Origin of the sequence: Streptomyces sp. NPDC057271 (assembly GCF_042668715.1) — a bacterium.
Taxonomy (GTDB): Bacteria; Actinomycetota; Actinomycetes; order Streptomycetales; family Streptomycetaceae; genus Streptomyces.
Map to the genome: position 1 here is coordinate 13,158 of NZ_JBHUYJ010000067.1, position 21,888 is coordinate 35,045.

Here is a 21,888-nt window from a genome sequence, read left to right on the forward strand (position 1 = left end):
GGCCCGCTCGGCGCGTTTCGCCGTCGGAGCGGACGGGCTGCCTGGGCGAGCACGCTAGCCAACCGGTGAGGGTGCTGTGAAGGCCGATGTTCGATATGCCCGATACATTTTCGTGACCTGAAGCGGACGGTCACCCTCCGTGATATTTAGGTCACTTCGGGAGGTGGGGGCGGGCTGTCGGTGCGGCGGCCTAGACTCGTGAGTGCGATGAGCAGCCTCTTTGACGACAGCTTCCTGGCGAGCCTCCAGAACCACTCCTCGGAGGAGCCCCCGCCCCCGCCCGAGGACGACGAGCACCACGCGCACGGCGCCCCGGCCGCGGAGGAGGTCCCGCACGACCTCTTCGGGGGTCGCTTCGACGCGCCGCCGACCCGGGACGCGTACTACCGCGACGGAGCCGCCCGCCCCGTCGTGGACGCCGCCGCGCTCTTGGACGGGCTGAACGAACAGCAGCGCGCCGCCGTCGTCCACACCGACACCCCGCTGCTCATCGTCGCGGGCGCCGGCTCCGGCAAGACCCGGGTGCTCACCCACCGCATCGCCCACCTTCTGGCCACCCGGCACGTCCACCCCGGCCAGATACTGGCGATCACCTTCACCAACAAGGCCGCCGGTGAGATGAAGGAGCGCGTCGAGCGCCTCGTCGGCCCGCGCGCCAACGCCATGTGGGTCATGACGTTCCACAGTGCCTGCGTCCGCATCCTGCGCCGGGAGAGCAAGAAGCTCGGCTTCACGTCCTCCTTCTCGATCTACGACGCCGCCGACTCCAAGCGCCTGATGTCACTGGTCTGCCGCGACCTGGACCTCGACCCGAAGAAGTTCCCGCCGAAGTCCTTCAGCGCCAAGATCTCGAACCTGAAGAACGAGCTGATCGACGAGGAGACCTTCGCCGACCAGGCCGTCGACGGCTTCGAGAAGACGCTCGCCGAGGCGTACCGGATGTACCAGGCGCGGCTGCGCGAGGCCAACGCCCTGGACTTCGACGACATCATCATGACGACGGTCCACCTGCTCCAGGCGTTCCCGGACGTCGCCGAGCACTACCGCCGCCGCTTCCGTCACGTCCTGGTCGACGAGTACCAGGACACCAACCACGCCCAGTACACCCTCGTACGGGAGCTGGTCGGCACCGGCTACGAGGACCTGGAGCCGGCCGAGCTGTGCGTCGTCGGTGACGCGGACCAGTCGATCTACGCCTTCCGCGGCGCGACCATCCGCAACATCCTCCAGTTCGAGGAGGACTACCCGAACGCGACGACGATCCTGCTGGAGCAGAACTACCGCTCCACGCAGACGATCCTCTCCGCCGCCAACGCCGTCATCGAGCGCAACGAGTCGCGCCGCCCCAAGAACCTGTGGACCAACGCGGGCGCGGGTGCGCAGATCACCGGCTACGTCGCCGACACCGAGCACGACGAGGCCCAGTTCGTCGCCGACGAGATCGACCGGCTCACGGACGCGGGTGACGCGAAGGCCGGAGACGTCGCCGTCTTCTACCGGACCAACGCCCAGTCCCGTGTCTTCGAAGAGATCTTCATCCGCGTCGGCCTGCCCTACAAGGTCGTCGGCGGCGTGCGCTTCTACGAGCGCAAGGAGGTCCGCGACGTCCTCGCCTACCTGCGCGTCCTCGCCAACCCCGAGGACAACGTGCCGCTGCGACGCATTCTGAACGTACCCAAGCGCGGCATCGGCGAGCGCGCCGAGGCGATGATCGACGCCCTCTCCCTCCGGGAGAAGATCACCTTCCCGCAGGCGCTGAAGCGGGTCGACGAGGCGTACGGCATGGCGGCGCGGTCCGCGAACGCGGTCAAGCGCTTCAACGCCCTCATGGAGGAGCTCCGTACGGTCGTCGACTCCGGCGCCGGCCCGGCCGTCGTCCTCGAGGCCGTCCTGGAGCGGACCGGGTACCTCGCCGAGCTGCAGGCCTCCACCGACCCGCAGGACGAGACCCGTATCGAGAACCTCCAGGAACTGGCCGCCGTGGCACTGGAGTTCGAGCAGGAGAGGGGCGAGGAGGAGACCGGCACCCTGGCCGAGTTCCTGGAGAAGGTCGCGCTCGTCGCCGACTCCGACCAGATCCCCGACGAGGACGAGGAGGGGTCGGGCGTCATCACGCTGATGACCCTGCACACCGCCAAGGGCCTCGAATTCCCGGTCGTGTTCCTGACCGGCATGGAGGACGGCGTCTTCCCGCACATGCGCGCGCTCGGCCAGACCAAGGAGCTGGAGGAGGAACGGCGGCTGGCGTACGTGGGCATCACCCGCGCCCGCGAGCGGCTGTATCTGACGCGGTCCTCGATGCGCAGCGCCTGGGGTCAGCCCTCGTACAACCCGGCCTCGCGTTTCCTGGAGGAGATCCCGGCGTCGTATCTGGAGTGGAAGCGGACCGGTCCCATGGTCAAGCCCGCCGGGCCGACCTCGGGAATCACGTCCTCGCTCTCCTCCTCCCGCGCGCGCTCCGGACCTTCGGGCTTCGCGACCCGGCGGACCGGCGACAAGCCGGTGATCACGCTCCAGGTCGGCGACCGGGTCACGCACGACCAGTTCGGCCTCGGCACGGTCATGCAGGTGACGGGCGCGGGCGCCGACGCGCAGGCGACGATCGACTTCGGCGACGAGAAGCCCAAGCGCCTGCTGCTGCGGTACGCGCCGGTCGAGAAGCTGTAGGACGGTACGCGGAAAAGGGCCCAGGCTTCGGCCGGGGCCCTCGTCCATGGTTCTACGGACGTGTCAGCCGGTCGGGCTGAGACCGTGGCTGCGCAGCCACGCCTCGGGGTCGATCGCGGCACCGCCGCCCGGACGGACCTCGAAGTGGAGGTGCGGACCGGTGGAGTTGCCCGAGTTGCCGGAGTACGCGATGACGTCGCCGGCCTTGACCTTGCCCGAGCGGATCTTGGTGCTGCTCAGGTGGCAGTACCAGGTCTCGGTGCCGTCCGGGGCGGTCACGATCGCCATGTTGCCGTAGGCGCTGTTCCACTGGGTGCGGACCGTGCCGTCGGTCGCGGCCATCACCTTCGTGCCGTACTGGACGGGGAAGTCGATGCCGGTGTGCACGGACATCCAGTTGACGCCCGCCTGGCCGTAGCTCGCGCTGAGCTGGTGCAGCTTCACCGGGAGCGCGAACTTGGGGCGCATGGCCTCCTTGCGGGCGGCCTCCTCCTCGCGCTTCTTCTTCTCCGCTTCCTGGCGCGCCTTGAGGTCGATGCGCTCCTGGGTGCGGCTGGCGCGGTCGCCGAAGTCGCGGGCGTCGGCGCTGAGCGCCGCGAGCTGGGTGTCCAGTTCGTTGTTGGCGGCGACCGGCTTGACCGAGGCGGGGTCGGCGGCGGCGAGCGCCGTCGTGTCGTCCTTCGTGTCGGCCCCCGGGTCCGCGAGCCCGCCGACGGAGGCGGCGGCGATCCCGGCGACGCCCATCACGCAGGCGGAGGGGACGGCCACGGTCAGGAGCGCGGAGCGCTTGGTGGGCGTACGGCGACGGCCTCGGCTGCCCCCGGAGGAGCGGCGCACGGGGCGGCCGACGGTGGCGGCCGCGACGGCGGGGGCGGGTTCCGGGGCGGCCGGAGACTCCTCGGGGAACTCGGTGGCAGGGTCCTCGGACTCCGCGGCGGCCTCGTAGTCGTACTCGTAGGTGTAGTCGCCTTCGCGCGACTCCTCGTACGGCGACTCCTCGTACGGCGACTCCTCGTACGACGGCGCCTCGTGAGGCTGCTCGTACGACGGCGCCTCGTGAGGCTGCTCGTACGACGGCGCCTCGTGAGGCTGCTCGTACGTCTCCTCGTACGCCTGCTGGTACGTGTCCTCGTGGGGCGCTTCGTACGGTGCCTCGTAGGCGTCCGGCTGCTCGGCCTGCGCCTCGGGCGCCGGGACGAAGTCGTACTCGGGGGTGTACTGCTGGGGAACGACGGGGTCGGCGACCAGGACGTCCTGCTGCGCCGTGGCGTAGTTCCAGGCCGTGGCGTCGTACGTGCCCGTCTCGAAGGCGGGGGTCGTCCACTGGCCGGTGGTGTCGTACGAGGCGAAGTGTGCGCTCTCGTACTGACCCGTCTGCTGGGCCTCGTTCCAGGCGGAGGCGTCCCACTGCCCGGTGGTGTCGTACTGCCCGCCGGTGTCGTGCTGGCCGGTCGTGTCGTACTGACCCGTCGTGGCGTACTGGCCGGTGGTCCCGTACGCGCCGGACTCCCACTGGTGGCTGCCGCTCCACTGTGTGGTGTCGTACTGGCCGCTGTGACCGGCGTCGTAACCGCCCGGAAGGGCGCCGAAGAGCGGGTCCGTGGCGAAGCCGCCGGCGCTGTGGGCGTCGTCTCCGACGTATCCGGCGTGGGGGTGCTGGTCGTTCACCAACTTCTCTCTCGCCTCGGCGGCAGGACCAGTCCGGGGCAGTCCCGTAGAGGGTGTCCCGGGGTTAAGCAGTGGCGCGACTGTACCCGGCGGTATACGCGACCGACAATCTTCCGAGGGTTTTGGTTCCACAGGAAACGGGCAATCGGCCGTGTTTCGGCGGCCCCGGGGAAGAGCTTTGGCTTGTGTTCGAGGAACGTTCGAAGAACAAGCGCCTTCTGGTGGGTCGTCACACCTCCTGAAGCCGTGCCGGTTCAGGCGACGGACGCGGCACCCGGTTCGGCCTCCGGCGTGGCGCCGGGCTCGTCGATGTCCAGCGCCTCGCAGATCCCCGCCGCGACGGTCGGATGCACCGGCAGGGCGAGATGGCCGATGCCGCTGACCTGAACGTTGTGCACGCGGAGATCCGGGTGGTCGAGGCACGCCGTCTCCACCGGGACCATCACCTGGTCCAGGTCGCTCCAGAAGCTGACACAGCGCGTCCGGCAGCCCGGAGCGGGCTCGGCGAGTTCCCGCAGCACCTCGGAGCCGGGGCGCATCTGGCGGATCAGGGGATGAGCTCCGACCCAGGCGACGGCGGTGGTGCCGGCGTGCGGGGTGCCGAGCATGACCAGCGTCCGCACCCGCGCCTCGCCGCCCAGGCGCTGTACGTAATAGCGGGCGATGAGGCCGCCCAGGCTGTGCCCGACGAGGTCCACCTCGTGCCGGCCGGTGCGGGCGCAGACCTCCTCGACATGGCGGCCGAGGAGCTCGGCGGCGGCGCGCAGGTCGCAGGTGAGCGGAGAGTAGTTGAACGACTCGACGGAGTGACGGCCGTGCCGGGTCAGGGCGCGGCGCAGCAGGACGAAGACGCTGCGGTTGTCCACGAAGCCGTGGAGGAGGACGACGGGGCGCCCGGCTTCGGTCTCGGCCCCCGGCGCGGCGTCGGGGTCGGCGGCGGGCTCGGGGCGCTCGGAGACGATGCCGGAGGGGTAGAGGAGCAGATGGCCGGTGAGGATCGCCAGCTCGAGGGCGTTGGCCTTCAGTGCTGTGGTGACCTTGGTGAGCCTGGTGAGCTCCATCGGCGACCTCCGAGCGGCACGCGGGCGCCGAACGGTAGTCCGGTGAGCCGTACGTCCGGGCCCCCGGCTGACGGCCCGGACGTACGGCTACCCCGTTGCGGCTCCCTTGCGCACGACCCTTGCGGCTGGTGGGCCCAGGAGGAGGGCCCGGGGGTCCGGCGCAGGCGAACAATGTCCCACCGTGTGATTTCCCCCTCGCTGCCCACCGCGAAACAGCGGCGTGCGGGATGCTGGCGATAACGTTCGTTCACCTCCCCGGCAATGAAGCGCGGGGGTCGCATGTGGAGGCAGTGATGGGTGTGACCGGTCCGATCCGCGTGGTGGTGGCCAAGCCGGGTCTCGACGGCCACGATCGCGGGGCCAAGGTGATCGCGCGGGCACTGCGCGACGCCGGCATGGAGGTCATCTACACGGGTCTGCACCAGACGCCGGAGCAGATCGTGGACACGGCGATCCAGGAGGACGCCGACGCGATCGGCCTGTCGATCCTCTCGGGTGCGCACAACACGCTGTTCGTGAAGGTCCTGGAGCTCCTGAAGGAGCGCGACGCGGAGGACATCAAGGTCTTCGGTGGCGGCATCATCCCGGAGGCCGACATCGCGCCGCTGAAGGACAAGGGCGTGGCGGAGATCTTCACCCCGGGTGCGACGACGACGTCCATCGTGGAGTGGGTCAACGCGAACGTCCGCGTCGCGGCGTAGGGCCTGAGGCCAGGACGGGCCAGGACGGGGCGGCGCGCGCGGGTGGCGCGGGGCGGGCCGCCGCCGCGCTGCCCGCGCCTGGCGCCGCGCGTGGTGCCAGGCCGTCGTGCCCGAGCCGTTCCGTCGTGCCCCCATGTGTCGGACCCCGTGTCTGACGTCGTGCCGCGATGTGTCCCGTCGTGCCTGACGCCGTGCCGCCACGTGTCCGGCCGTGTCTGACGTCCCCTGCCGCCACGTGTCCCGCCGTGCTGCGCAGGCGGTCGTCGTGGCGCCTCCGCGCCGGGGCGCTCCCGTCGCCGGCGGCAGCGCGCCGCCCCCGGAGGACCGCCGCCCCGGAGGACGCGCCGCCCGGGAGGACGCGCCGCTCCGGCGGACGCGTCGCCGCCGGGGCGCTCGGGCGGCCGGGACGGCGACGGGTTTTCACCCGTACGGCTCAATCCGCCGCCCATCGGGGCATCCGCCGCACTGCCCCGCGGTTACCCCGGTGGGGTTGCCGGATCCGTCGGCTCCATGAGCTCCGTCTGCATCTGCGCGCGCAGGCGGAGCGTCGACACCAGGCGCTGGAACGCCTCCGACCAGTACCCCCCGGCTCCCGGGGACGCGTCCTCCGGGTCCGTCGTCAGGGCGGTCAGGGATTCCAGTTGGGCGGCCTCGTCGGGCGAGAGGCAGCGTTCGGCGAGGCCCATCACTCCGCTGAAGCTCCAGGGGTAGCTGCCCGCGTCCCGCGCGATGTCCAGGGCGTCGATCACCGCCCCGCCCAGCGGCTCCGACCAGGGCACCGTGCAGACCCCGAGGAGCTGGAAGGCCTCCGACAGGCCGTGGGCCGCTATGAACGAGGCGACCCAGCGGGCCCGCTCCTCGTGCGGGAGTATCGAGAGCAGCTTCGCCCGTTCCGCCAGGGACGACGTGCCCGGGCCGGTCGCCGGCGGGGCGGACGGGGCGCCGAGCAGTGCCCGCGACCAGTCTGCGTCCCGCTGGCGGACGGCGGCACGGCACCACGCGGCGTGCAGCTCGCCCTCCCAGTCGTCCGTGACCGGCAGCGCGACGATCTCCTCGGGGGCACGCCCTCCGAACCGCTCCGGCCAGCAGGACAGCGGCGCCGACTCGACGATCCGGCCCAGCCACCAGGACCGTTCACCCCGGCCCGTCGGCGGGACGGCGACGACTCCGTCCCGCTGCATCTCGGCGTCGCACTCGTGCGGCGCCTCGACAACGATCCTCGCGGGCCCTTCCGTACGGTCCAGGGAGACGCAGGACGACGCGCGGCCCGCCATCCGGTCGGCGAGGGCCGATTCGGGCAGGGCGGAGAGCAGTTCGGCGGCGGTGGACCGCACATTACGGCTGCGGTCGGACAGGGCCTCCTCCAGGAAATCCTCGTCCGCGCCGGAGAGTCCGGCCCGCAGCGAGTCCAGGAACATCAGCCGGTCCTCGGCCCGCTCGGCCGTCCAGGTGGAGCGCAGCAGGGCCAGACCGGCGGCGGGATCCCGGGCCCGTATGGAGGCGAGCAGCGCGACCCGCTCGGCGAACAGGCCCTCCTCCCAGAGCGCCTCGACCGCCTCTCGGTCCCGGGCGTCGGGGAGCGCGGCGCTGCCTCCCGTCCCGCGCAGCGCGAACTTCCAGTCCGGGTTGAGCCGGGCCAGCCAGAGCCCGCGCGGTCCGGCGAGGGCCAGCGCCTGCGGCCGCAGGTCCGTACGGGCGCGGGCGGCGTCGAGGAGAGCGGGCAGGGTGGACGCGGGCGCCTTGTAGCCGTGTTCGTTGGCGGTGGCGAGCCACTGGGGGAGCAGCTCGGCGAGGTCGGGCGCGGCCCCGCGCCGTCCGCCGGACGGGGCGGGGGCGACGCGGCCCGCGAGCAGCTGACCGAGGCGGTGGCGGGCGGCCTCGGGCAGGGGGCGGCGGTGGTCCTCCGGCGCGGGCTCGGGCGCCGGGGCGGCGGGCCCGGGTCGCAGGCCCGCCCTGCGCCGTACGGTGTGGAGCGCGGCGGCGTCGAGCAGGGCGACGGGAGCCCCGCCGGCGGCCGTCACGGGGAGCGCGGGCGGTCGGCGATCCGTGCCGAGCAGCGCCGAGGTGACGAGTTCTTCCCAGGCGTCCATGGAGGCCTCCAGGCTGTCGTCGGGCGTACGGAGTCGGGTCGGGGATGTCGTACGAGGTCGGGCGTACGGAGTCAGTGGAGCGGGACCGTCTCGCCGGGAGCGTCGGCCGACCAGGCGGCGAGCGGGGTGAACCCGCGGTGTCCGCACTCGCCGAAGACGGTCACCGGCCCACCCCCGGAGACCGAGGCGAGCCGCCACAGGCCGGGCCGCCCGAGTGCGGGCCCGCTGATGGGCAGCGCCGCGCCGCCGTCCGCGGACGGGGCCGCGTCGGCGAGCTGCCAGCCGTGGTCCGTCGGTATCGGTACGACGTCGGAGAGCGTCACCGGCCAAGAGTCCAGCCAGGGGTCCTCCCGCAGGGCGTGGCCGTACGCCGCGAGCGCGTCGCCGACGGTGCCGCCGCGGGGCGGGGCGTCGAGCGGGGCCGGGGCGGCGAACCGTTCTCCCAGCTCCGCCCTGAGCGCTCCGGCGCCCGTGTGCGGCACGATCGAGGCGTCGATCACCACCCCCACGGGCAGCGCCAGTTGGGGCGCGCGCCCGACCGCTCCGAAGGAGAGCAGCAGGGCCGTGCGCCCGGTCTGGCGGCCGTGCAGCCAGATGCGCCGTGTCGTCAGCTTGCCGTCACCGGTGTCGTACTGGGCGAGGACGAGCCAGTGGTCCCGCACCGAGGGGCCCTCGACGGGGGCCGTCAGGCCGACCCGGGTCCGTACCGTCGCCGCGAGGGGATCGGGGAGGCGGTCCACCGAGAGCCAGGCCCGGTCGAGGAGATGGGTCAGCGCGCACTCCTCCAGCAGCCGGACCGGCCAGCCCCGGCCCGAGCCCGGAATGGCACCCAACTCCCGCACCCGGCCGGCGAGTCCCGGCGCCTGGGCGTCGACCATGCGGGCCGCCGTCTCCTCCCACAGGCCGTACCCGGACTGCTCCGCCGAGGCCAGGCCGCCGCGGAGCAGATCGGCGAGCCGCTGCTCCAACTCCTCGGCGCCCGAGGTGATCCGGGCCGAGCGCCGCTCCGCCCTGCGGCGCGCGGCCTCGGGATCGGCGGGGGCTGCCGGACCCGCGCCGTCCGCGCTCCTCGCGCGGACGGCGGCGCGCTCGCGTCTGCCCTCCAGCCACCCGGACGCCCAGTCGGGCACGTCGGCGCCGGTGACGGCCGCCGTGTCCGACGCCCAGAGCAGCAGCAGCCCCAGCGCGTGCTTGCACGGGAACTTCCGGCTGGGACAACTGCACGTGTACGCCGGGCCCGTGGTGTCGACGACCGTCCTGTACGGCTTGCTGCCGCTGCCCCTGCACAGCCCCCACACGGCTCCGTCGCCGCTGCCCGTACCCGACCAGGGTCCGGCCGTGCCGAGCTTGCTTCCCGCTCTGCGCGAGGCGTCGTCAGGAGCCAGTGCCAGCACCTGATCCGCCGTCCAGCGCACCCCCTGTGTGTTCATGCCCCCGACGGTAGGGGGCCCCACTGACAACGGACTTGACCTGCGCGTTCGAACACGGAGAGAGGGAAGCCGGATATTTGACTTTGCCTTACCTTTGCGATTTTCTGCCCACCGACCCGCCACACGATTCGTACCAGGGGGACCCCTCATGAAGCGCACCATCCGCACCGCCGTCTCGGCGCTCGCCGTCACCGGTCTCGCGTTCGGCCTCGGCGCCTGCTCGGCCGCGGACAAGGCCGCGGACCAGGTCGACAAGGCCGTGAACGAGACCTTCGAGGTCACCTACGAGGTCTCCGGCAAGGGCGTCGAGTCGATCGAGTACCACGGCGGCAGCGGTACGGCCATGGAGCCGAAGCTCGAGAAGGAGACGAAGCCGGCCACGCCGTGGAAGAAGACGGTGACCCTGAAGGGGATCATGCCGGCGGCCGTCATGCCGATCGCGCTCGACCCGTCCGACCTCACCTGCAAGGTCATCCACGAGGGCAAGGTCATCAAGGAGGCCAAGGGCCCGGAGGCGATGGCCGGAGGCTGCGTCGCGGTCTCCCCGATCGCCGGCTGAGGCCGCGGGCACAGCCGGTTTCGGCCCCTCCGGACAGCGGCCGGGGGCGACTGTCAGTGCCATGGTGCACGGTGGATCCCACATCAGGTCGAACGATCTGGAGGGGGATCCATGACCGTGTCCGAAACCATCGCGAGCGCCGTGCCCGGTGCCGGAACCGACACCGGGGCGGGCGCCGCCCCAGACGTCGCAGACCTCGGTTCCGAGGTCCTGCGGCCGCACGCCGAACAGGCCTTCGCGGACGAGCTCAAGGCGCTCGCCGCCGCCGACGACCGGCCGCGGCCCGCCCGTTGGCAGCTCTCGCCGTGGGCCGTCGCCACCTATCTCCTCGGCGGAACGCTCCCGGACGGAACGGTGATCACACCGAAGTACGTCGGACCGCGCCGCATCGTCGAGGTCGCCGTCACCACACTCGCCACCGACCGGGCGCTGCTGCTGCTCGGCGTGCCCGGCACCGCCAAGACCTGGGTCTCCGAGCATCTCGCGGCCGCCGTGAGCGGCGACTCGACGCTGCTGGTCCAGGGCACCGCCGGGACGCCCGAGGAGGCGATCCGGTACGGCTGGAACTACGCCAAGCTGCTGGCGCACGGACCCAGTCGGGACGCGCTCGTGCCCAGTCCCGTCATGCGCGCCATGTCCGAAGGGCTGACCGCCCGCGTCGAGGAGCTCACCCGCATCCCCGCCGACGTACAGGACACGCTCATCACGATCCTGTCCGAGAAGACCCTGCCCGTGCCGGAGCTGGGCCAGGAGGTCCAGGCGGTACGGGGCTTCAACCTCATCGCCACCGCCAACGACCGGGACCGCGGGGTCAACGACCTCTCCAGCGCGCTGCGCCGCCGCTTCAACACCGTGGTGCTGCCGCTGCCCGCCACGCCGGATGCGGAGGTCGACATCGTCGCGCGCCGCGTCGACCAGCTCGGCCGCTCGCTCGACCTGCCGGCCGTGCCCGAAGGCGTCGAGGAGATCCGGCGGGTCGTCACCGTCTTCCGCGAACTGCGCGACGGGATCACGACGGACGGCCGCACCAAGCTCAAGTCCCCCTCGGGGACGCTCTCCACGGCCGAGGCCATCTCCGTCGTGACCGGCGGCCTCGCGCTCTCCGCCCACTTCGGCGACGGGGTGCTGCGCCCGGCCGACGTCGCCGCCGGCATCCGCGGCGCGGTCGTCCGCGACCCGGCCGCGGACCGCGTCGTCTGGCAGGAGTACCTGGAGACCGTCGTCCGGGAGAGAGACGGCTGGAAGGACTTCTACCGCGCCTGCCGCGAGGTGAGCGTATGACGACGTCTCAGACGGCGGAGGCACACCCGTCGATGACGGCAACTCAGGAAACCGGCGCGGGAACGGCGCCCGCCGGGTCGGCGCGTACCGGAACGGCGCCCGCTGGAACGGCGCCCGCTGGAACGGCGCCCGCTGGTACGGCGCCCGCTGGTACGGCGCCTGCCGGGTCGGCGCCCGCTGGTACGGCGCCTGCCGGGTCGGCGCGTAGCGGGGCGGGGCGTGCTGGAGGCGCCTCTGCCGGGGGCACGTCTGCCGAGTCCGCGCCTGCCGTCGCCGCGACGTCCGCCGCGACGCCTTCCGAGGAGGGGCGTATCGGGGCGGGGCGTTCTCGAGGGGCGGCTGTGTCCTGTGGTGGGTCCGGGGTGCTGTTTCTCGGGGTGCGGCATCACGGGCCCGGGTCCGCTCGGGCCGTGCGCGGGGCGCTGGAGGCGCGGCAGCCGGCGGTCGTACTGATCGAGGGGCCGCCGGAGGCCGACGCCCTCCTCCCGCTCGCCGGTGACGAGGGGATGCGGCCGCCGGTCGCCCTGCTCGCCCACGCCGTGGACGACCCCGGCCGGGCCGCGTTCTGGCCCTTCGCGGAGTTCTCGCCCGAGTGGGTGGCGATCCGCTGGGCCCTCGACCACGGCGCCGCCGTCCGCTTCATCGACCTCCCGGCCGCCCACACCCTCGCCGCCACCGACCCCACCTGGGGCGACGGCGAGGAGGACGAGGCCGACCAGGGGCTGCGGATCGACCCGATCGCCGAACTCGCGCGCGCCGCCGGTTACGACGACCCCGAGCGCTGGTGGGAGGACGTGGTCGAGCTGCGCGGCGCCGCAGACCCCGTCGCCCCCTTCGGCGCGCTCGCCGACGCCATGGGCGCCCTGCGCGAGACGTACGGCCACGGCGGGCACGCGCGCGACCTGATCCGCGAGGCGTACATGCGGATCCAGCTCCGGGCCGCCCGCAAGGAGTTCGGGGACGACGCCGTGGCCGTCGTCTGCGGCGCCTGGCACGTCCCCGCGCTGCTGCGGAGGACGACCGCCACCGCCGACCGCGCCCTGCTCAAGGGGCTGCCCAAGGTGAAGACCGAGATGACGTGGGTGCCCTGGACCCACCGCCGCCTCGCCCGCCGTTCCGGATACGGCGCCGGCATCGACGCCCCGGGCTGGTACGCACACCTCTTCGCCGCCCCAGACCGTCCGATCGAGCGCTGGATGACCAAGGTCGCGGGCCTCCTCAGGGCGGAGGACACGATGGTCTCCTCCGCCCATGTCATCGAGGCCGTGCGGCTCGCGGAGACCCTCGCGGCGATGCGCGGCAGACCGCTCGCCGGGCTCGGCGAGACCACCGACGCCGTACGGGCCGTGATGTGCGACGGCTCCGACCTGCGGCTCGACCTCGTGCGGGACCGCCTCGTCGTCGGCGACGTCCTCGGCGAGGTCCCGGCCGCCGCCCCCGCCGTACCGCTCCAGCGCGACCTCGCCCGGCTCCAGCGCGGCCTGCGCCTCAAGCCCGAGGCGCAGGAGCGGGAGCTGGAGCTGGACCTGCGCAAGGAGAACGACGCGGCACGCAGCCGCATGCTGCACCGGCTCACCCTGCTCGCCGTCGGCTGGGGCACACCCGTCGCAGGACGCGGCAGCACCGGCACCTTCCGGGAGAGCTGGCGGCTGCGCTGGGAGCCCGAGCTGCACGTCCGCGTCGCCGAGGCCGGCGTCTGGGGCACCACGGTCGAATCCGCCGCCACCGCCAAGGCCGAGGCCCGCGCCCTGGAGGCGACGTCGCTCGCCGATGTCACCGCGCTCGCCGAGCAGTGCCTGCTCGGCGGCCTCGGCGCGGCCCTGCCCGTCGTCATGACGGCCCTCGCCGACCGCGCCGCGCTCGACACCGACGTCGCCCACCTCGCCCAGGCCCTCCCCGCGCTCGCCCGCTCCCTGCGCTACGGAGACGTACGCGCCACCGACACCACCGCGCTCGCCGAGGTCGCGGCCGGGCTCGCCGAACGGATCTGCGTCGGCCTGCCGCCCGTCTGCACAGGGCTCGACACGGACGCCGCCGTCGAGATGCGCCGCCATCTCGACGGCGTCCACGGCGCGCTCCAGCTGCTCCCCGACAGCGCGGAGCTTGCCGGGAGATGGGCCGGCGTCCTGCGCGGGCTCGCCGCCCGCGACAGCGTGCCGGGCACCATCCGCGGCCGGGCCGCCCGACTGCTCCTCGACGAGGGCGGCCTCGACGAGGACGAGGCCGCGCGGCTCATGGGCCTCGCCCTCTCGCCCGGTACCCCGCCCGCCGACGCCGCCGCCTGGATCGAGGGGTTCGTCGGCGGCGCCTCCGGCGGAGGCATGCTCCTCGTCCACGACGAACGGCTGCTCGCGCTGGTCGACACATGGCTGACGGGCGTCACGGCGGACGCCTTCACCGACGTCCTGCCGCTGCTGCGCCGTACGTTCTCGGCGTACGAGCCCGGCGTGCGCCGCACCCTGGGCGAGCTGGTCGCCCGCGGCCCGTCCGCCACATCCGGCCGTACGGAGGCCGGCCTGCCCGGCTTCGGCACCGGCCTCGACGACGAGCGGGCCGACGGAGTCCTGCCGGTGCTCGCGCTGATCCTGGAAGACATCGACATGGCGGGGGCGGACCGATGACCAGAACGATCGACGGAGCGGGGCACGACGAGCGGCTGCGCCGCTGGCGCATGGTCCTCGGCGGCGGCGAGGCGGACGGCACCGGCCGCTCCCTCACCGGCACGGACGCCGCCATGGACGGCGCCCTCACCGCGCTCTACGGAGGAGGGGCGAAGAAGACCGGGGCGAGCGGCGCCGGGCGTGACCGGTCCGCCGGACTCGGCGCCTCCGCGCCCTCCGTCGCCCGCTGGCTCGGCGACATCCGGACGTACTTCCCCAGCTCTGTGGTCCAGGTCATGCAGCGCGACGCCATCGACCGCCTCGGGCTCTCCACCCTCCTCCTGGAGCCCGAGATGCTGGAGGCCGTCGAGGCGGACGTCCACCTCGTCGGCACGCTGATCTCCCTGAACAAGGTCATGCCCGAGACGACCAAGGAGACGGCCCGGGCGGTCGTACGGAAGGTCGTCGACGACCTGGAGAAGCGGCTCGCCACCCGCACCCGGGCCACCCTCACCGGCGCGCTCGACCGCTCGGCCCGGATCCGCCGGCCCCGGCACCGGGACATCGACTGGGACCGCACGATCCGCGCCAACCTCAAGAACTACCTGCCCGAGTACCGCACGGTCGTTCCCGAGCGGCTCGTCGGCTACGGCCGGGCGGCGCAGTCGGTCAAGAAGGACATCGTCCTCTGCATCGACCAGTCCGGCTCGATGGCGGCCTCCGTCGTCTACGCCTCCGTGTTCGGCGCGGTCCTCGCCTCCATGCGGTCGATCGCGACCCGGCTCGTCGTCTTCGACACGGCGGTCGTCGACCTCACCGACCAGCTCGACGACCCCGTCGACGTCGTCTTCGGCACCCAGCTCGGCGGCGGCACCGACATCAACCGGGCCCTCGCCTACTGCCAGTCCCAGATCACCCGGCCGGCCGACACTGTCGTCGTCCTCATCAGCGACCTCTACGAAGGGGGTATACGCGACGAGATGCTGAAACGGGTCGCGGCCATGAAGGCGTCCGGCGTGCAGTTCGTCGCCCTCCTCGCGCTCTCCGACGAGGGAGCCCCCGCCTACGACCGCGAGCACGCGGCAGCGCTCGCCGCGCTCGGCGCCCCCGCCTTCGCCTGCACCCCGGACCTCTTCCCCGAGGTGATGGCGGCGGCGATCGAGAAGCGGCCGCTGCCCGTGCCGGACACGGCGCAGACGCTGCGGAATCCGTAGCCGATCCACCACCTGACCGGGTGCGCGCGGGCACACTGAGGCCCATATCACATCGGGATGCTCGGGGTCCTCACCCCGCGTCCGGGCGCGCCGTGAGGGCCGTACACCCCTGTTCCCACCTGTGCGAGGCGCCCCCAGGTCACCGCCTGGGTCCCCTACGGACCGCCCCGGAACCCCTACGATCTGTGACCCGTATCACCGCTGAGGTGTGATCTGCGATTTAGGGACCCACGGCCTGCGGGGATAACCTGCGAGACGGACATGCCGCGTCCACGGACACCGTGTACGCCTCCCTTGTGACAGCGCAGTCACGTTGCCCTCCGCGGCACGCCCACGCAGACAACGAACCGCGATCATCAGAAAAGGGACGGACGCGCGTGGACCTGTTCGAGTACCAGGCGAGGGACCTCTTCGCCAAGCACGGTGTACCGGTGCTGGCCGGTGAAGTCATCGACACGCCTGAGGCGGCGCGCGAGGCCACCGAGCGTCTTGGCGGCAAGTCGGTCGTCAAGGCGCAGGTGAAGGTCGGCGGCCGCGGCAAGGCCGGCGGCGTGAAGCTGGCCGCCACCCCGGACGAGGCCGTCGCCCGCGCGACGGACATCCTCGGGATGGACATCAAGGGCCACACGGTCCACAAGGTGATGATCGCGGAGACCGCTCCGGAGATCCTCGAGGAGTACTACGTCTCGTACCTCCTCGACCGCACCAACCGGACCTTCCTCGCCATGGCCTCCGTGGCCGGTGGCATGGACATCGAGGAGGTCGCCGCGACGACCCCCGAGAAGCTGGCCAAGGTCCCGGTCAACGCCAACGAGGGCGTCACGATCGAGAAGGCCCGCGAGATCGTCGCCCAGGCGGCGTTCCCGGCCGAGGTGGCCGAGAAGGTCGCCGAGGTCATGGTGACCCTGTGGAAGACCTTCATCGCCGAGGACGCGCTCCTCGTCGAGGTCAACCCGCTGGCCAAGGTCGCCTCCGGCGACGTCCTGGCCCTGGACGGCAAGGTGTCTCTCGACGAGAACGCCGACTTCCGCCAGCCGGAGCACGAGGCCCTCGAGGACAAGGCCGCAGCCAACCCGCTCGAGGCTGCCGCCAAGGCCAAGAACCTCAACTACGTCAAGCTCGACGGCGAGGTCGGCATCATCGGCAACGGCGCCGGCCTGGTCATGTCGACCCTGGACGTCGTCGCGTACGCCGGTGAGAACCACGGCGGCGTGAAGCCGGCCAACTTCCTCGACATCGGCGGCGGCGCCTCCGCCGAGGTCATGGCGAACGGCCTGGAGATCATCCTGGGCGACCCGGACGTCAAGTCCGTGTTCGTCAACGTCTTCGGTGGCATCACCGCCTGTGACGAGGTCGCCAACGGCATCGTCCAGGCGCTGGAGCTCCTCGCCTCCAAGGGCGAAGAGGTCACCAAGCCGCTGGTCGTGCGCCTCGACGGCAACAACGCGGAGCTGGGTCGCAAGATCCTGTCGGACGCGAACCACCCGCTCGTGCAGCGTGTGGACACCATGGACGGCGCGGCCGACAAGGCCGCCGAGCTCGCGGCTGCGAAGTAAGGGACGAGGTCAAGCACACCATGGCTATCTTCCTCACCAAGGACAGCAAGGTCATCGTCCAGGGCATGACCGGTGCCACGGGCATGAAGCACACCAAGCTCATGCTGGGTGACGGCACCAACATCGTCGGTGGCGTGAACCCGCGCAAGGCCGGCACGTCCGTCGACTTCGACGGCACCGAGGTCCCGGTCTTCGGCTCCGTCGCCGAGGCGATGGAGAAGACGGGCGCCAACGTCTCCGTCCTCTTCGTCCCGCCGGCCTTCGCCAAGGCCGCCGTGGTCGAGGCGATCGACGCCGAGATCCCGCTCGCCGTCGTCATCACCGAGGGCATCGCCGTCCACGACTCCGCCGCCTTCTGGGCGTACGCGCAGTCGAAGGGCAACAAGACCCGTATCATCGGCCCGAACTGCCCCGGTCTCATCACCCCGGGCCAGTCCAACGCCGGCATCATCCCGGGCGACATCACGAAGCCGGGCCGCATCGGCCTGGTCTCGAAGTCCGGCACGCTGACGTACCAGATGATGTACGAGCTCCGTGACATCGGCTTCTCGTCCGCCGTCGGCATCGGTGGCGACCCGGTCATCGGTACCACGCACATCGACGCCCTCGCGGCGTTCGAGGCCGACCCCGACACCGACCTGATCGTCATGATCGGCGAGATCGGCGGCGACGCCGAGGAGCGTGCGGCGGACTTCATCGCGAAGAACGTCACCAAGCCGGTCGTCGGCTACGTCGCGGGCTTCACCGCGCCCGAGGGCAAGACCATGGGCCACGCCGGCGCCATCGTCTCCGGCTCCTCCGGCACCGCCCAGGCGAAGAAGGAGGCCCTCGAGGCCGCCGGCGTCAAGGTCGGCAAGACGCCGACCGAGACCGCCAAGCTGGCGCGCGCCATTCTGGCCGGTTAAGCACAGCCTCGCGGGCTGAGACAGCGTCTGAACCGCACAGGTGGGCCCCCCCCCCGCCCGGGAGACCGGGCGGGGGGGGGGCCCATCGGCGTACCGCGGGGCGGGAGTCAGTGCGGGTCGGGGATCAGCCGCTCCGGCCCGTTGTGGGGCTGGGAGCGGAGGCTGTCGCGCAGCTTCACGTCCTCCGGGCTGAGCTTCGGCGAGCCGCCGCGGACCGGGACGCCGTTGACGGTCTCCCCGGGGTGGATCAGCGGCAGGTACTGCGTCGGCGCGGTCGCGGCCGTGAGGGCCGTCACCGCGATGAGGGCCGCCGTCACCCCCACCACCGCGCGCGTCCACATCCGGCTGCTCCGCTCGCTGCCGTCCCGTACGGACCGCGCCTCCGCGAGCGCCGCCGTCGGGGTCTCCGCGACCAGCTCGCCCAGCGTCCGGTGGAGGGCGTCGGGGTCGGCGAGCTCGGGCACACGCTCTCCGATGACGGTACGGGCGTGCATGACGCGGTTGGCGGCGGCGGGGGTGCTCGCCTCCGTCTCGGCCGCCGTATCGGGCAGGTCGAGGCCGAGACCGTCGTAGAGCAGGACCGTACGGCGGTATGGCGGCGGCAGTTCCAGGAGCGCCCCGAGCAGCTCGCGCCGCCCGGGGTCGGTGGGCGGGGCGTCCGGGTGTCTGTGGGTGCGGCGCAGCCGGTGCCAGGGGGAGAGCGCGTACTCGTACGCCGCTGCCCGCACCCAGCCCACCGGGTCGCGGTCGACCGCGACCTCGGGCCAGCGCTGCCAGGCCTGCTGGAAGGCGCGCTCGACGGACTCCCGGGAGAGCCGGCGGCGGCCGGTGAGCAGGTACGTCTGGTGGAGGAGTCCGGGCGCCGCGTGGGCGTAGAGCGCGTCGAAGGCCTCCTCCGGGGTGAAGGAGGGCTCGGCGGGGGCCGTGCGGACCTCGGCGGTGGGGATGGGCCCGGCGGGAGCGTCGGGGGCCTCGGCGGCGAGGGCGGGCTCGGCGGCGAGGGCAGGCTCGGCGGGAGCCGCGGTGGGGATGGGCCCGGCGGGAGCGTCGGGGGCCTCGGCGGCACGATCCCGGGAGGGCTGCTCGGCCGGCGGGCGCAGGGGCAGCGGGGGAGTCTCCACCGGTTTCAGTCTCTCCGGGGGCTGCTGGGCGCCGGGGGAGCCCGCGCGGACGGCCCGCAGGGCCTGGCCTCTGCCGATGCCGCCGCCGATGCCGCCGCCGCCGAAGGCGCCGAGGCCTCCGCCGAGGCCGAGGGCGGCTGCCGCGGGGGCCTTGGGCGGCTTAGCCGCACGCTTGGTCGCGGCTCTCGGACGGGTGTGGGTGTTCGGGGCGGCCTGCGGCGGGTCGGAGGGCGTGCGCTGCTCGTCGTACGCGCCGATCAGCTTTACGTACGCCTCCTGCTTGCGCCCCCGTGGCGAGGTGCGGCCGGTCTCCCAGGACCGGACCGTCGCCCGCGTGACGCCCATGGCCTCCGCGACCTGGTCCTCGCTCAAACCTCTGGCCTCGCGCAGTCTGCGCCGCTCCTTGGGGGAGGGCATGCTCCGGTTCATGGACGACGACCTCCCGCAGGGTTCCGGGCGGAAAAGTACATAAACGTATCTTGAGCGACACAACGGCGTTTTGCCTGTTACGCGAGAAAAGCGCGTGTCGTTGGCAGCATGGGCGCGTGACCCATCTGACCGAACGGCCCTCCTCGCCGGCAGCCGAGACCGTGGTCCGGAGCGGCCGGTCCGCCGCCCTGGCGGCCGCCTTCGTGCGCGGCGGGGTCGCGGCGGGGCTCGGCCTCGGAGCGCTGGCGGTCCTGGTGACAGCGCTGTGGATCAGCTCGCCGTACCCGGACAGCGGGCCTGGCGGGGCCCTGCACACGGCCGCCGGGCTGTGGCTGCTCGCCCACGGCGTCGACCTGGTCCGCGCGGGCGCCATGGCGGGGACGGGCGCGCCCGTGGGTGTGGCGCCCCTGCTGCTCATGGTCCTGCCGGGCTGGCTCCTGCACCGGGCCGCGCGGGACACGATGGAGCCGTACACCGAGGAGACGACCGGGTCCCGGTCGTCCGCGAGCGCCGCGGTGGCCGCCATGGCCGGCGGATATCTGCTGGTGGCGGTCGGTGTCGTGGTCTACGCGGCCAGCGGTCCGCTGCCCGCGGACCCGGTGGCCGCAGGACTGTGGCTGCCCGCAACGGTGGCCGCGGCGACGGGTCTGGGCGTCTGGACGGCGGCCGGGCGGCCTCTGCCCGAGCAGGAACAGACGGCAGTGGCGCTGCGCGCGGCCGGACCGGCGGTCGTGGCCCTGGTGGGCGGTGGGGCCGTCGTGTTCGCGGCCTCGCTGGTCTGGCACGCGGGCGCGGCGCACGAGTCCTTCGCCGGACTCGCGGGGCCTTCGGGGGAGTGGTCGGGGCGCGTGTCGGTCCTGCTCCTCGCTGCCGCGCTGGTGCCGAACGCGGCGGTGTGGGGTGCGTCCTACGGCCTCGGCCCCGGATTCGCGCTCGGTACGGGCGCGTCCGCGACCCCCCTGGGCCTCACCGGCGCCGCGGCCGTCCCGCCCTTCCCGCTGCTCGCCGCCCTCCCCGCCGAGGGCCGGGGGGGCTGGCCGCACTGGGCCGCGGCGGCGGTCCCGCTGGTGGCGGCCGTGATCCTCGGGACGGGTGTGGGCCGCTCGGCACGGACCTGGACCGCCCGGGGCACGGTGCTGACGGCTCTGATCGGCGCCTGGGTGTGCGGGGCGGCGACGGCGTTGCTCGCGGCGGCCGCGGGAGGCCCGCTCGGCACGGGCCGGCTGGCCGAGTTCGGCCCGGTGTGGTGGCAGGCCGGCGCGGCGGCGGTGCTGTGGTGCGCGGCGGTCGGGGTGCCGATGGCGCTGGGGGTACGGGCCTGGGCCCGGCGCGGCATGAAGCCGGCGCCCGCGCCGGAGCCGCCGAGGGCCTCCGTCACGGCTCCGGGCCCCGTTCCGGCGCCCGGACCGGCACCCGTGCCCGTGCCTGTGCCCGTATCCGTCCTGCTCCCCGAGGAGGCGGAGCAGGACGACGACGATGCGGGGTTCGAGCCGTACGACTACCTGCCGGCGGCCTGGGAACCGGCCCTGCCGCCGCTGCCCCTGCCGCCCCCGCCCCCGCCCCCGTCGCCCGAGGCTCTGTCTCTGTCTCCGTCGCCCGAGGCTCCGCCTCGGGCGCAGGCGGCTCCTGACGGCGACGCGTAGAGCGGACCTACTTCGGTACGCCGAACGGCTCCCGCAGCGGTTCCGGCAGCAGGTCGTTGCAGGCAAGCTGGCCCGACCTGGTCAGAGCGTCGTCGCGGCAGGTGTAGAAGTCGCGGTAGACCATCTGCAGGGTGAAGCCACCGGCCACGATCAGCAGGGACAGCACCGCGGCGACCAGACCGCTCACCGCGGCCGTGCGCTGTGCGCGGGCCGCGATGCGCGAGGTCCCTGGCTGGGCGGGCGGCTGCGGGCCGCTCGCCGACAGGGGCTGCGGCTGGACGTGTGACGGGTCGGGCGCCGGGGCCTGACCCTGAGCCTGCCCCTGTGTCTGTGCCTTCGGCTTGGACCGCAGGGCGCTGATCGACCAGTACATGCCCAGCGCGCCGAGCAGCATCGCCAGCTCCGGGATGTCGAAGATCGCGAAGAAGAACGCCCACATGCCCGCGAGCAGCGCGTACCGCGCCCGCCGCTGCGTGGGGTCCGTGGGGTCCCACCGGGGTCCCGGCCCCTGGCCCTGACCGTCAGGGCCGCTGGGGCGCTCCGGGCGTCGGCCGAAGCCGTCGGAGGAGCGACCGGGCTGGCGGCTGCTCCAGCGGCCCGGGGCTCCGGAGCGGTCGGAGCCGTCGGGGGCCCCGGACGACGGGTCGTCGCCCGAGCCCTCCGGCCGCCGCGGCTGCCACGGCTGGTCCGGCTGCCCCTCGGGCGGCGGCGCGAACGGGTTGTTGTCGTCCGTGGACTGGCGTTCCGGCATCTGCTGAACGTCTTCCCTCTGTCGTCGCAACTGCTGTCTCAACTACGGGCTGAACTGTCGTCGAACCCCGACGCTACCCCCAGGCCACGCCCCCGTCCCGTGGGGGCCTTCCCGTGTGCCGGTATCGTTGCTGACGGTCGGGTCCTTCGTAGGGTTCCCCGTATCCAGAGGCACGATTCATTCGTGCGACCGTACAAACACCACGGAAAGAG

The 21,888-nt window shown here is 73.0% G+C and carries 15 protein-coding genes; 9 read left to right on the forward strand and 6 right to left on the reverse strand.

Features of this window, described 5'->3' with window-relative positions; all coding sequences use genetic code 11:
• The first annotated feature begins 207 nt into the window (after positions 1–207).
• Complete coding sequence (pcrA, locus tag ACFUJR_RS26325; RefSeq protein ID WP_383172320.1) at positions 208–2,667, forward strand: DNA helicase PcrA; 2,460 nt, start codon at positions 208–210, stop codon at positions 2,665–2,667.
• A 63-nt stretch (positions 2,668–2,730) separates the two neighbouring features.
• Here the strand turns inward: pcrA and ACFUJR_RS26330 are convergent, their stop codons facing one another.
• A complete protein-coding gene (locus tag ACFUJR_RS26330; protein ID WP_383172318.1) occupies positions 2,731–4,335 on the reverse strand; it encodes a peptidoglycan DD-metalloendopeptidase family protein in 1,605 nt (534 codons plus the stop codon).
• A gap of 254 nt (positions 4,336–4,589) precedes the next feature.
• Positions 4,590–5,396 (reverse strand): esterase/lipase family protein, encoded by an 807-nt coding sequence (locus ACFUJR_RS26335; RefSeq protein ID WP_383172316.1) that lies wholly within the window; start codon positions 5,394–5,396, stop codon positions 4,590–4,592.
• A gap of 293 nt (positions 5,397–5,689) precedes the next feature.
• Between ACFUJR_RS26335 and ACFUJR_RS26340 the strand changes: the two genes are divergently transcribed.
• Positions 5,690–6,097: a cobalamin B12-binding domain-containing protein gene (locus ACFUJR_RS26340; protein WP_352192180.1), complete on the forward strand. Its 408-nt coding sequence runs from the start codon at positions 5,690–5,692 to the stop codon at positions 6,095–6,097.
• Between the two features lie 476 nt (positions 6,098–6,573).
• On the opposite strand, the gene ACFUJR_RS26345 is transcribed toward ACFUJR_RS26340, so the two are convergent.
• Positions 6,574–8,187: a DUF5691 domain-containing protein gene (locus ACFUJR_RS26345; RefSeq protein WP_383172314.1), complete on the reverse strand. Its 1,614-nt coding sequence runs from the start codon at positions 8,185–8,187 to the stop codon at positions 6,574–6,576.
• Between the two features lie 71 nt (positions 8,188–8,258).
• Positions 8,259–9,617 (reverse strand): SWIM zinc finger family protein, encoded by a 1,359-nt coding sequence (locus ACFUJR_RS26350; protein ID WP_383172312.1) that lies wholly within the window; start codon positions 9,615–9,617, stop codon positions 8,259–8,261.
• Between the two features lie 148 nt (positions 9,618–9,765).
• Between ACFUJR_RS26350 and ACFUJR_RS26355 the strand changes: the two genes are divergently transcribed.
• The 6 genes from ACFUJR_RS26355 to sucD all read left to right on the forward strand — a co-directional run bounded on the left by ACFUJR_RS26355 (position 9,766) and on the right by sucD (position 17,732).
• A complete protein-coding gene (locus ACFUJR_RS26355; RefSeq protein ID WP_383172310.1) occupies positions 9,766–10,176 on the forward strand; it encodes a hypothetical protein in 411 nt (136 codons plus the stop codon).
• Between the two features lie 111 nt (positions 10,177–10,287).
• Positions 10,288–11,457, forward strand: a complete 1,170-nt coding sequence (locus ACFUJR_RS26360) for an AAA family ATPase (RefSeq protein ID WP_383172308.1) — start codon at positions 10,288–10,290, stop codon at positions 11,455–11,457.
• Between the two features lie 311 nt (positions 11,458–11,768).
• A complete protein-coding gene (locus tag ACFUJR_RS26365; RefSeq protein ID WP_383172342.1) occupies positions 11,769–14,078 on the forward strand; it encodes a DUF5682 family protein in 2,310 nt (769 codons plus the stop codon).
• A complete protein-coding gene (locus ACFUJR_RS26370) occupies positions 14,075–15,271 on the forward strand; it encodes a VWA domain-containing protein (protein WP_383172306.1) in 1,197 nt (398 codons plus the stop codon). The genes ACFUJR_RS26365 and ACFUJR_RS26370 overlap by 4 nt, the downstream gene beginning before the upstream one ends.
• Before the next feature lie 377 nt (positions 15,272–15,648).
• Positions 15,649–16,827, forward strand: coding sequence for an ADP-forming succinate--CoA ligase subunit beta (gene sucC, locus ACFUJR_RS26375; RefSeq protein WP_383172304.1), 1,179 nt, complete (start codon positions 15,649–15,651; stop codon positions 16,825–16,827).
• A gap of 20 nt (positions 16,828–16,847) precedes the next feature.
• On the forward strand, positions 16,848–17,732 hold the full coding sequence (gene sucD / locus ACFUJR_RS26380; protein ID WP_260229316.1) for a succinate--CoA ligase subunit alpha: 885 nt from the start codon (positions 16,848–16,850) through the stop codon (positions 17,730–17,732).
• 107 nt (positions 17,733–17,839) lie between these two features.
• On the opposite strand, the gene ACFUJR_RS26385 is transcribed toward sucD, so the two are convergent.
• Entirely contained in the window at positions 17,840–19,282 is a 1,443-nt protein-coding gene (locus ACFUJR_RS26385; protein WP_383180552.1) for a sigma factor-like helix-turn-helix DNA-binding protein, read from the reverse strand.
• Positions 19,283–19,398: 116 nt separating this feature from the next.
• On the opposite strand from ACFUJR_RS26385, the gene ACFUJR_RS26390 reads away from it, so the two are divergent.
• Positions 19,399–20,925 carry a DUF6350 family protein gene (locus ACFUJR_RS26390; protein ID WP_383180555.1) on the forward strand — a complete coding sequence of 509 codons (1,527 nt, stop codon included), beginning with the start codon at positions 19,399–19,401 and terminating at the stop codon, positions 20,923–20,925.
• Between the two features lie 7 nt (positions 20,926–20,932).
• On the opposite strand, the gene ACFUJR_RS26395 is transcribed toward ACFUJR_RS26390, so the two are convergent.
• On the reverse strand, positions 20,933–21,676 hold the full coding sequence (locus ACFUJR_RS26395; protein ID WP_383180557.1) for a hypothetical protein: 744 nt from the start codon (positions 21,674–21,676) through the stop codon (positions 20,933–20,935).
• Positions 21,677–21,888: the final 212 nt, after the last annotated feature.